We start from the raw sequence: 10,930 nt of genomic DNA, 5'->3' as shown, positions 1-10,930 counted from the left end.
TATTTTCTGTGTTTTTTTTTTTGTGTTATCTCTATTCTACACGAGGCCGTTATGGGTTTTTTTGTTGTTTTCAGCTAGGTGTTGCACTTAATATTACAATTCGTCGTAAAAAAAAACCTTGTTACCGGTTAGGCAACAAGGTTTTTGAAATCCTTACGATTTCAGGGTATGGAGACGGTGGGAGTCGAACCCACGTCCGAAGGCATCGTATACTTAAGCTTCTACGTGTGTAGTCAATTTATTGGGATCTCGTCGTCAGGCTGCCAATTGACAGGCGTCCGTCCGACCAGTCTGATTCCATCTCTTCTCTTTCCCTCCAGACGGAAGGGTCCAAGCGTAGCCTGTTTAAAGTGAGACCCTAGAAATCAGCCGACCAGGCGACGGCTGCTAGGATCCGTAGTAGCTATTAAGCTGCTGCGAGTTGTGTGTTAGTTTTGCCAGTTATGGCTGATGCGTTTTAACGAGGCCGACCCCTCGACACGCCACAGAAGACCGAACTACCCCCGTCGAATCCGTAACGTCCCCAAGATATAAAATTGGGGCTTTCCGAATACTATTATAATAGCAGAAAAGTGTTACGGGTTCAATACTTTTGCTTGTCGCGTAACGCACGGTCGATATCCCGCTTCGCGTCCTTCTTCTTCAGATCGTCGCGCTTGTCGAATTTCTTCTTCCCGCGGCCGAGTCCGATCAGACATTTCGCGTAGCCGTTTTTGATGTAGACCTTCAGCGGCACGATCGTGTAGCCGTCGCGCGAGACGAGTCCCATCAAGTTGGCAATCTGTTTTTTGTGTAGCAACAGTTTCCGCGGACGGAGCAGTTCGTGGTTGTACCGGTTCCCCTGTTCGAAGTGGGCGATGTTCGAGTTCCAGAGAATCGCTTCCCCGCCATCGAACCGGACGAACGCGTCAGCGATACTGATCTTGCCTTTACGGACCGATTTGATTTCGGTTCCCGTCAGGACGAGACCCGCTTCGATCGTATCTTCAATCGCATAATCAAACGACGCCCGTTTGTTGTTCGCTAATACTTTTGAACTTGTACCTTTTGGCATCTCTCTTCCACCACATTTCTAAACAGAAGCGCTTATGGGCGCTTCCGTTTTTTATTCGAGACCGCTTTATGGAACGGCGGTTTGTCCTTCTTGTCTTTCCCGGCGAATCCTTTACCTTTTGATTGCTCGTTCGGTTTCCCTGGACGTTTCGACTTCCCGCCGCGGCGGTCGTCTTTCTTCTCGTCCCGTTTTGGTCCCGGACGTCCGCCTGTTGAACGGATTGTCTTCGACTCAAAGCGTTTTTTCTGTTGGCGCTCCGGCATCCCGACGACAGCAAAGTCGATCGTCTTCTCATCGATGTTGACACCGGTGACTTTGATCTCAACGACGTCGCCGATCCGGAACTGTTGTTTCGTCCGTTCGCCCATTAATTGATAGTTCGCTTCGTCGTAGCGGTAGAAGTCATCCGTCATCGCCTGGATGTGAACGAGTCCTTCGATCGTGTTCGGTAACTCAACGAACATTCCGAAGTTTGTCACCCCACTGACGACACCTTCAAACGTCTCGCCGATGTGTTGTTCCATATACTCGGCTTTCTTCAGAGCATTCGTTTCCCGCTCGGCGTCGACGGCACGGCGTTCTCGTTTTGAGGCGTGATCGGCGATTTCCGGCAAGATCGCAGAATAACGGTCCTGTGTCTTTTGCGATTTATCATTAAAGATGATGTACTCACGCAGAAGACGGTGGACCATCAAGTCCGGATACCGGCGGATTGGTGACGTGAAGTGTGTGTAGAAATCGGTCGACAGACCAAAGTGACCAATCGGCTCGACGTCATATTTCGCTTGTTGGAGCGACCGTAACATGACCGTACTGACGACGGCTTCTTCCGGTTCGCCTTCAACGGCGTTCAGGATTGTCTGTAACGTTTTTGGCGTGACCGACTCGCCTTTGCGTTCAACGTTGATGCCGAAGTTGGCGATGAATTTAAAGAACGTGTCGAGACGTTCCGCTTTCGGCTCATCGTGAATCCGGTACATGAACGGCAACTTCTGATGTTGGACGTATTCAGCCACTGTTTCGTTCGCTGCAAGCATAAATTCCTCGATCAGTTTCTCTGCGACCGAACGTTCGCGTAAGATGATGTCGCTCGTCTTGCCTTCTTCGTTGACCAGAACTTTTGCTTCCGGGAAATCAAAGTTGATTGCCCCGCGACGTGAGCGGCGTTCCCGGAGGATCGCAGCAAGTTCTGCCATCTGATCGAAGTTCGCGACGAGGTCCTGATACTTCGCGATGACTTCTTCGTCTTCCCGTTCGATGATTTTCCGGACATCGGTATACGTCATCCGTTCCGTCGTCTTGATGACACTTTGTAAGATTTCCTGGTTGATGACGGCACCGTTCTGATCAATCTCCATGATACAGCTGAGCGTCAAACGGTCGACGTGTGGGTTCAGTGAACAAATTCCGTTTGACAAGCGGTGCGGAATCATCGGAATGACCCGGTCGACGAGATAGACACTTGTCCCACGTTCGCGGGCTTCTTCGTCGAGCGGTGAATCTTCCTTGACGTAATGCGAGACGTCGGCGATATGGACACCTAGCTCGTAATTGCCGTTGCTGAGTTTCTTGACGTGGACGGCGTCGTCCAAGTCCTTCGCGTCAGCGCCGTCAATCGTGACCGTCAGTTCCTTGCGTAAGTCGACGCGACCGACGAGATCTTTCTCATCGATTTGATCCGGAATGTTGTTGGCTTCCGCAATCGCTGCATCCGAGAAGTCGACATTGATGCCGTGCTTGTGGACGATCGACAGGATATCGACACCCGGATCATTTTTATGACCGATGATCTGTAAGACTTTTGCCGTACCGGCGTAACGACCGTCCGGGTACTTCGTGATCCGGGCGAGGACTTTGTGTCCGTCGACCGCACCAAGCGTATCCTCATCTGCGACGACCGGTAAGAACGTCAGCTTCGAGTCATCCGGTTCGATATAGGCGATCGATTCAATCCGTCCTTTAGGACTGACGAACGTGCCGACGAAATCGGCTGGTCCGCGTGAGAGAATCTTGAGCAACTTTCCTTCACGGCGGTCCCCACCGTTTGATTCAGCAAAGACTTTGACGAGGACACGGTCACCGTTGTAGACGTTGCCGAGTTCCGGTGCCGGTAAGAAGATATCACCTGCTGAACCATCCTCTGGTGAGACGAATCCGAATCCACGCTGGTGGACGGAAATTTTTCCGGCGACTTGCCCGATTTGTGCCAGTGTCCCGTATTTGTTCGACCGGGTCCGGGCCACGAGTGCTTCTTCTTCGAGTGTGTTCAACGTCCGGATCAACTCTTTAAATTCGGTTGTATCCGACAGTTCTAATTTTTTCGTTAATTGATCAATCGACAACGGACGTTCTTCCGTCGTGATGACCTCTAGTATTCGTTCACGTAATTCCAACGTGACACCTCCAGTTAATGACTCCAGTTCAAGCCGTCCAAAAATTCATGGATGTCTTGGTGGAGCGTTTCTTTTTCTTTGTCGAGCGTAATGACATGACCTGAGTTCTCATACCAGATCAGCTCTTTTTGTAAGGCACTGACACCATCGTGAATGATGTTCGCCGAATCCGTGTTGATCATATGATCGTTGCGTGCCTGGACGACGAGTGTCGGTGCGTAGACGTCGTCGAGTGAATCGCGTGTCTCTTTCAGCAAAGCTTGCAGATCTTTTAAGGTCGGCATCGGTTCGAAGACTGCCATCTCCTGTTCGATTTCTTCGACGGATTTTCCTTCTCGCTTCTTAAATTCTCTGGCATACTCCGTGACTCCTGCATACATGACGTCTTCACTTTTGATGTAGGCCGGCGCACACATCGGAATGACAGCCTTGACCGGACGATGCATCGAAAGCCGCAGTGACATGACACCGCCGAGCGACAGACCGCAGACCGCAATCTCATCGTATCCTTTGTCTTTTAACTCTTCGTAGCCGTCAAGGACGTCCTGCCACCAGTCGGCTGGCCCAGTCTTCGTCAGCTCTTCGGGTGGGGCAGCGTGCCCTTTATATTGTGGTGCCAGTGATGTATAACCGTTTTTTTGCAAGTAACGCCCGAGCATCCGGACATCGGCACTCGAACCGGTGAAGCCGTGTAATAACAGCACGGCCCGGTTACCACCTTCAAAAAAGAATGGTTTTGGTAATGTGATTTTCATAAAATGATTCCCCCTCTAACCCTATACCCCAAAATGAAAAAATAGAAATCGAGAAAATAAGAAAAAACGACAGCGCAAACGGACGGCTGTCGTTTCAATACTCACTTATAAAAAGCGACGAGTAACGCCAAAATAAAGAATAATGCCCCTAAGATAGACGCTACACGATTTAGGACCGCATCCAAGCCACGGGCTTTTTGGCGACCAAATAATTGTTCTGCCCCACCTGTCAATGCTCCGAGTCCAGCCGTACGGCCTGACATCAAGAGAACGACGATGATGAGAAGAACGGAAACGACGATGAGGCCGACAAGAGCCACGTTATGAATGATCATCGATGATCCTCCTTCAGTAATATACGCTTCTTTCATTATAGAGAAAAACAACTACGGGAACAAGGTATAGATTCAGGAAGTTCATCTTACCTCCCAAAAAAACCAGCCGGCTGACAAAATCAGCTCGGCTGGCGATGACGATTATTGTTTAATCAGGTCGAGTTCGACCGGAATGTTCTTCTCGACTGTCTCACCTTTGAGGTGTTTGATTGCAGTATCGATACCTGTTTTTCCGATTTCAGCCGGTTTCTGGGCAACTGTTCCTGCCATCTTACCGTCTTCGACCGCTTTGACGGCGTCGTCTGTTGCATCAAAGCCGATGACTTTCACGTCTTCCATGCCCGCTGCTTTCAACGCTTCGACGGCACCAAGTGCCATTTCATCGTTGTGCGCGAAGACCGCTTTGATGTCTTTGTTGTTTTGGAGGATGTTTTCCATGACCGAAAGACCTTTCGCCCGGTCAAAGTTTGCTGATTGTTTGGCGACGACGTCAAGCTTGCTGTCGACTGCCGCGTGGAAACCTTCGCCGCGGTCGCGTGTTGCTGAAGCACCTGGAATACCTTCGAGTTCAACGACTTTCGCTTTATCGCCAACGAGTTCGATCATGTATTCACCTGCTTGTTTCCCACCTGCGACGTTATCCGACGCGATGTGCGCGATGACGTCACCAGCTTCTGCATTACGGTCAACTGTGATGACCGGGATGTCAGCATCGTTTGCTGTTTGAACGGCTGCACCAACTGCTGCTGAATCGGTTGGGTTGATCAGGATTAAATCGACGTTCTTTTGAATCATGTCTTCGATGTCGCTTGCTTGTTTCGCGGCATCATCTTGTGCATCCGCGACTTGCAGTGTTGCACCTTGTGCTTTTGCTTCTTTTTCTGCACCTTCTTTGAGTGAGACGAAGAACGGGTTGTTGAGTGTCGAGATCGACAGACCAATCTTGAAATCTTTTGTTTTCTTCTCTTTTTCCGTGTCGCTGCCCGGTTGTTCCGTCGAACAGGCGGCTGCGAAGACCATTAACGCCATCATGACAAGTGCAAGTAGTTTTTTCATATCAATATCCTCCTTTTGGATGGTAAATCACGTAGTTTGTTTCCGGTCCGCGAGTACCGCGAACAGGATGACGAGCCCTTTGACGACAAGCTGGAAGAACGAGGAGACGCCAAGTAAATTCAGTCCGTTATTGAGTGTCCCGATGATCAAGGCACCGATCAACGTCCCGACGATCCAACCACGTCCACCGGATAAGCTGGTCCCACCGAGGACGACCGCGGCGATCGCGTCAAGCTCATACGACGTACCGGCTGTCGGTTGCGCCGAGTTGAGGCGTGACGTCAAGATGATGCCGGCGAGTGCTGCCATTAGACCAGACAACGAATAAATCATGATTTTTACTTTGTTGACTTGAATCCCCATCAGTTTTGCCGCTTCTTCATTACCGCCAATCGCGTACGTATAACGGCCGAACGTCGTTTTCTTCAAGATGAAGTACAGCACGGCGAAGGCGATCAACATCGTCACGACCGGGACCGGGAAGATCCAGATGTAGCCGCGACCGAATAATTCGAACCAGCCACCCTGGCTGAGTCCCGTAATCGGTTTTCCGTCCGTGTAGACGAGCGTCAAACCACGGAAGATCGTCATCGTCGCGAGTGTCGCGATGAACGGTGCGACTTTCCCGAGTGAGATGACCATCCCGTTTAAAGCACCCATGATTGCACCGACGATCAAGCCGGCGAGGACGGCGAGAATCGCCGACGTCCCGTCCGTCATCAATCCGGCAACGAATGCCGACGATAAGGCGAGGATCGAGCCGACCGATAAGTCAATCCCCCCCGTCAGGATGACGAATGTCATTCCGAAGGCAATCAAGGCATTGATCGAAACTTGGCGTAAGATGTTAAATAAGTTATTAAGTGTTAAAAAGTCCGGTTCCATGATCGATACGACGAGAATGATCGCGAACAGTCCGGCGAGCGGACCTAGCTTTTGACCAATCCCAAGCCGTCTTGGTTTCTTTTCCGTCAGTTTTCCTTGCATCAATTCCATGTCATTGTCCTCCTGTCGCAAGGGTCATGATACTCTCTTGCGTCGCCTCTTGTTGATCAAGCATCCCGCTCACTTGCCCTTCCCGCATCACGTAGACACGGTCACTCATGCCAAGAATTTCCGGTAAGTCCGAACTGATCATGATGATGGCAACACCAGATGCAGCGAGTTCGTTCATAATCAGGTAAATTTCTTTTTTCGCCCCGACGTCGACACCTCGTGTCGGTTCGTCGAGAATCAACACATCCGGTTTCGTCCCAAGCCATTTCGCGAGAACAACCTTTTGCTGGTTCCCACCCGACAAAGACTTCGCCGGTTGATCCATCGAACTGTGCCGGACGGACAGCGACTTGAGATAGCCTTCCGCGAACTGGCGCTCCGATTGATCGGAGATGACACCCGACTTCGATAACGACCGGATCGTCGGCAAGGAGATGTTTTCCCGGAGTGAAAAGTCGAGGAACAATCCTTCGCCTTTTCGGTCTTCGGTCAAAAATCCAAGTCCTTGTTTGATCGCATCATGCGGCGATTTGATTTTGATGACGTTGCCGTTTAAGGCGATTGTTCCTGCCTTCAGCCGATCGACCCCAAACAAGCCGCGCATGACTTCCGTTCGTCCGGCACCCATCAAGCCGGAAAAGCCGACGATTTCACCGGCCCGGACTGAAAACGACACGTCTTCGAACCGTTTGCCGGTCGCGCCTGTCACTTCAAGAACCGTCTGACCGAGCGTGACTTGGCGTTCCGGATACCGTTCGCCCATCTCGCGTCCGACCATCTCACGGACGATCTGTTCGAACGACGTCTCAGCGATCCGGTGTGTCGAAACGGAGACACCGTCGCGTAAAACCGTGATCCGGTCACACAGTTCAAAGATTTCTTCCATTCGGTGTGAGATATAGACGATCGAGACGCCTTGCGCCCGCAGTGCCGTCGCGACACTGAACAAGGCGCGGATTTCACGCTCTGTCAAAGCGGCCGTCGGCTCATCCATGATGATGACCTTCGCATCCGTCATCAACGCTTTCGCGATCTCGATCATCTGTTGTTGTCCGACCGATAACGTCCGGGCCAGCTGATTGACATCCATGAAGACGTTCAGCTCCGCCAGCTCGCGTTCCGCAAGCCGCTTCATCTCTGCCTGCTTCAAGACACCAAACCGTGATTTCAGTTCCCGTCCGAGAAACAGGTTTTCCGTGACCGTTAAGTCGGGCAGAATGTTCAGTTCCTGGTGAATGAAGGCAATCCCCGCTTCTTCCGCGAGTTTCGGATTTTTATAATGTTGCTCGACGCCATCGACTTGAATCGTTCCTTCATCGGCTTTATGAACACCGGTCAGGATTTTCATCAGCGTCGATTTCCCCGCTCCGTTTTCACCCATCAAGGCATGAATCTCACCTGTCATAAGCGTAAAGTCGACACCCTTCAAGACGGGCACGGGACCAAACGCTTTTGTGATACCTGTCATCTCAATTTGCATCGTGCTTCCCCCTTAAAAAATGACGCCGGCGTGTAGGATGACGTTGGCATACGGTGTCGCTTCCCCCGTCCGGATGATGACTTTTGCCTGTTTCGTCAGTTCCTTGAATGCTTCATGCGAGACGTAGTCTTGCGGGACGTCAAGTTGGTTGATGACCTCAAGCGCGTTGACGTTCGTGTCTTTGATTTCCGTTGCCAAGGTCACCTGTTCGATTGCCATGTCACTCGCGACGATCCGGACGACATCGGCAAATGATGGTGTTCCGAGTTCGAGCGCTAAATCAATCCGCTTGACGCCGTCCGGAATCGGTAGACCGCAGTCGGCAATGACGACGGTATCCGTATGACCGAGATCCGTTAAGACCTTACTGATATGACTGTTTAAAATACCGTGTCGTTTCATACTTCAACCTCCATCTGTTCCCGTGTCGGCATGCCGCCTTGTGCGCCGAGGGCCCGGACAGACATGCCGGCTGCCTTGTTCGCAAAGCGAATCGCTTCTGTCAAGGGTCTTCCTTCCGTCAAAGCTACAGCGAGAGCCCCGTTGAACGTATCCCCGGCTCCCGTCGTATCGACGACCGTGGTTGCGATGGCAGGCACCGTCACGATGTCTTGACCGTCATAAAAACGTGCTCCGCGGCTACCTTCTGTGACAATCAATTTATTCGGATACTGGCTTAACCAATGTTCGAGTGACTGCTGTTGTCCGAAAATCAAGCCACATTCATGTTCGTTTGGTGTCAGGTAGGTCACGTCTTCCAGCAACTCGTCGTCAAGGACGATGGCTGGCGCCGGATTCAAAACGACGGGAATGCCGTGTGTCTTGCCGTAACGCGCCACCTGCTTGACTGTTGCCAGTGGAATTTCGAGCTGCAGTAAAATCATGTCCGCCTGACCAAGTAAGCTGTCGAGTTGGCTCTCGTCATAGACGACCGCCAAGTTCGCCGACTGGACGACGACGATTGAATTGTCGCCTTCCGCAAGCGTGATGTGTGCCGTTCCGGTCCGTTCATTCGCAATCGCTTGCAGATGCGTCGTCCCGACCTGTTCCGTCTCGAAGTTCTGACGGATCGCGTCACCGTTCGCATCGTCGCCGATACAGCCGACCATCTCGACGTTTCCGCCAAGCCGCGCGATCGCGACGGCCTGGTTCGCTCCTTTTCCTCCAGGTACGGTATGGAAGGCGGATCCGATGACCGTTTCTCCTGCTGACGGACGACGATCGCTTTCGACGACCAGGTCCATCGAGATACTGCCGACTACACTAATTTGTTTCATGACTGTTCACCCTTCCGCTTCGTCGTTTCTCGTTCGATGACTTCGACCATCAATTCATGATGGACGGCCGCAATCTCTTTTCCTTCAATCCGTTGAATCAATAACTTCGCCGCGAGTTCCCCCATCTGATAGATCGGTTGGGCAATCGTCGTCAACGGCGGGGAAATCATCTGCCCCAGTTCAATGCCGTCGTACCCGATGACCTGTAACTGCTCGGGAATCGCGATGCCTCGTTCTGCCGCGACTTGGATCGTCGCTGCAGCGATGACATCGTTTGCCGCAAAGATCCCATTACAGTCGTAATGATCAAATAAGTAATTGGCGGCTCCGAGTGCACCCTGAAAATGAAACGGTGACTCGATACTTGCGACAAGATGTTTCCCGGCGACTTCTTCAAATCCATCCCGGCGTTTTCGGATCGTCGGTAACTTTGACGGACCACTGATAACGACGAGCTCTGTTGCGCCATGCTCCAGTAGAAACTGCGCTGCCTTTTTCCCGCCGTCATAGCCGTTTGACGTGACGGTCGGGATCGCGCCTTGTAACACACGGTCAAGAGCGACGATCGGTACTTCGATCTCTTCATAGTTCGGATTGTTCGAATAGTTCGTCGTAATGATCAAGCCGTCGATATGCATCGCTTCGAGCGATTGAATATATTCCTGTTCTTTCTGAAACTGTTCATCCGTGTTACATAAAATCACCTGAAAACCATGTTGATGTGCCATATCTTCCACAGCTCGAGCGAGTTGTGGGAAAAATGGATTCGTGATGTCCGGCACGATCAACCCGATCAATCCTGACCGTTTTTGAAACAAGGACCGGGCAACCCGGTTCGGTCGGTAATCCAGCTGTTTGATCGCTTGAAGGACCGCCGTCCTTGCTTTTTCACTGACATATCCTTTTTCATTCATGACGCGTGATACCGTCGCCACGGAGACATTGGCCACTTTCGCTACTTCCCGGATGGTCGACATATTCGCCACCTCTTTCTTTTGATAACGCTTACAATATGTATCATATTGTGTAACCGGTTACACATCAATCCTTTTTGTTAAAATATATTTTATTTTTTTTGTGAGATCGACAAAAAAGTCCGATCAAACGTGGTATGACAACGTTTTCCCGGACTTCTTCAGCTCTTCGGATGGCTTTTTTGGTACACCCGTCGACATAACGCAACAAGAAAAGCTATGATGGCGAGCGGTTCCAGTAAGTAAATCAATAGGAACGTAATATCGATGACGGCATCTTCCGGGTCATAACGCAGAATATAGATCGCTCCAGGCAGCAGCGCCGTCAGACCTGCGACTCCGAGAACCGTTCCAAGAATCATGCTTTGATACGAAAAGCGACTCGTAATCTGATAGAGACCGATAAAAAAGATCAGTTCTGTAAAGTAAATGATCCGTAATTGAATCTCATCGATCGTGGGGTCCATACCCAGAAATAAATAACGAAACAGCATGTCACTCCCCCCTTACTTCATTCTCTACCCGGATATCCGCTCTCTTAATGCAGAGATTCCAGTTTGTCTGCATATCCCATCTGACTTTAGGGAATAGCTTACCGTACTAGTACTTA

Annotated in this window: 11 protein-coding genes and 1 other RNA gene; all 12 read right to left on the bottom strand. The window is 50.9% G+C overall.

Annotation, left to right across the window (positions count from 1 at the left end):
* Nucleotides 1-166: 166 nt before the first annotated feature.
* Nucleotides 167-525: a transfer-messenger RNA gene (gene ssrA / locus BLD48_RS02345) on the bottom strand.
* Nucleotides 526-583: 58 nt separating this feature from the next.
* Nucleotides 584-1,054, bottom strand: coding sequence for an SsrA-binding protein SmpB (smpB, locus tag BLD48_RS02340; protein ID WP_026830102.1), 471 nt, complete (start codon nucleotides 1,052-1,054; stop codon nucleotides 584-586).
* 32 nt (nucleotides 1,055-1,086) lie between these two features.
* Nucleotides 1,087-3,447, bottom strand: a complete 2,361-nt coding sequence (gene rnr / locus BLD48_RS02335) for a ribonuclease R (RefSeq protein ID WP_071498802.1) — start codon at nucleotides 3,445-3,447, stop codon at nucleotides 1,087-1,089.
* Nucleotides 3,448-3,461: 14 nt separating this feature from the next.
* The gene (locus BLD48_RS02330) at nucleotides 3,462-4,202 is read right to left on the bottom strand and encodes an alpha/beta hydrolase (protein ID WP_071498801.1); all 741 of its coding nucleotides are present in this window, start codon (nucleotides 4,200-4,202) and stop codon (nucleotides 3,462-3,464) included.
* A 101-nt stretch (nucleotides 4,203-4,303) separates the two neighbouring features.
* Nucleotides 4,304-4,537 carry a preprotein translocase subunit SecG gene (gene secG, locus BLD48_RS02325; protein ID WP_012371248.1) on the bottom strand — a complete coding sequence of 78 codons (234 nt, stop codon included), beginning with the start codon at nucleotides 4,535-4,537 and terminating at the stop codon, nucleotides 4,304-4,306.
* 141 nt (nucleotides 4,538-4,678) lie between these two features.
* Nucleotides 4,679-5,593: a ribose ABC transporter substrate-binding protein RbsB gene (gene rbsB / locus BLD48_RS02320; RefSeq protein WP_014971150.1), complete on the bottom strand. Its 915-nt coding sequence runs from the start codon at nucleotides 5,591-5,593 to the stop codon at nucleotides 4,679-4,681.
* Between the two features lie 27 nt (nucleotides 5,594-5,620).
* Entirely contained in the window at nucleotides 5,621-6,589 is a 969-nt protein-coding gene (rbsC, locus tag BLD48_RS02315; RefSeq protein WP_051590459.1) for a ribose ABC transporter permease, read from the bottom strand.
* A 1-nt stretch (nucleotide 6,590) separates the two neighbouring features.
* Nucleotides 6,591-8,069 (bottom strand): sugar ABC transporter ATP-binding protein, encoded by a 1,479-nt coding sequence (locus BLD48_RS02310; RefSeq protein ID WP_071498800.1) that lies wholly within the window; start codon nucleotides 8,067-8,069, stop codon nucleotides 6,591-6,593.
* Nucleotides 8,070-8,081: 12 nt separating this feature from the next.
* Nucleotides 8,082-8,471: a D-ribose pyranase gene (gene rbsD / locus BLD48_RS02305; RefSeq protein WP_071498799.1), complete on the bottom strand. Its 390-nt coding sequence runs from the start codon at nucleotides 8,469-8,471 to the stop codon at nucleotides 8,082-8,084.
* Nucleotides 8,468-9,346 (bottom strand): ribokinase, encoded by an 879-nt coding sequence (gene rbsK / locus BLD48_RS02300; RefSeq protein ID WP_071498798.1) that lies wholly within the window; start codon nucleotides 9,344-9,346, stop codon nucleotides 8,468-8,470. Before rbsK ends, rbsD begins: the two co-directional genes overlap by 4 nt.
* On the bottom strand, nucleotides 9,343-10,323 hold the full coding sequence (locus BLD48_RS02295) for a LacI family DNA-binding transcriptional regulator (protein ID WP_026830107.1): 981 nt from the start codon (nucleotides 10,321-10,323) through the stop codon (nucleotides 9,343-9,345). The genes rbsK and BLD48_RS02295 overlap by 4 nt, the downstream gene beginning before the upstream one ends.
* A 158-nt stretch (nucleotides 10,324-10,481) precedes the next feature.
* A complete protein-coding gene (locus BLD48_RS02290; protein ID WP_071498797.1) occupies nucleotides 10,482-10,814 on the bottom strand; it encodes a hypothetical protein in 333 nt (110 codons plus the stop codon).
* Nucleotides 10,815-10,930: the final 116 nt, after the last annotated feature.

The sequence above is a fragment of the Exiguobacterium sp. KRL4 genome, from assembly GCF_001870785.1.
In the GTDB taxonomy this organism is placed as follows: Bacteria; Bacillota; Bacilli; order Exiguobacteriales; family Exiguobacteriaceae; genus Exiguobacterium_A.
Note: the sequence above shows the minus strand (reverse complement) of the source record. Positions and strands in the feature narration are given on the sequence as shown.

Coding starts and splice junctions, on each gene's coding strand:
- rbsB (WP_014971150.1), bottom strand. CDS start 5,593: ATGAAAAAACTACTTGCACTTGTCATGATGGCGTTAATGGTCTTCGCA.
- BLD48_RS02330 (WP_071498801.1), bottom strand. CDS start 4,202: ATGAAAATCACATTACCAAAACCATTCTTTTTTGAAGGTGGTAACCGG.
- secG (WP_012371248.1), bottom strand. CDS start 4,537: ATGATCATTCATAACGTGGCTCTTGTCGGCCTCATCGTCGTTTCCGTT.
- smpB (WP_026830102.1), bottom strand. CDS start 1,054: ATGCCAAAAGGTACAAGTTCAAAAGTATTAGCGAACAACAAACGGGCG.
- BLD48_RS02310 (WP_071498800.1), bottom strand. CDS start 8,069: ATGCAAATTGAGATGACAGGTATCACAAAAGCGTTTGGTCCCGTGCCC.
- BLD48_RS02290 (WP_071498797.1), bottom strand. CDS start 10,814: ATGCTGTTTCGTTATTTATTTCTGGGTATGGACCCCACGATCGATGAG.
- rbsD (WP_071498799.1), bottom strand. CDS start 8,471: ATGAAACGACACGGTATTTTAAACAGTCATATCAGTAAGGTCTTAACG.
- rbsK (WP_071498798.1), bottom strand. CDS start 9,346: ATGAAACAAATTAGTGTAGTCGGCAGTATCTCGATGGACCTGGTCGTC.
- BLD48_RS02295 (WP_026830107.1), bottom strand. CDS start 10,323: ATGTCGACCATCCGGGAAGTAGCGAAAGTGGCCAATGTCTCCGTGGCG.
- rbsC (WP_051590459.1), bottom strand. CDS start 6,589: ATGGAATTGATGCAAGGAAAACTGACGGAAAAGAAACCAAGACGGCTT.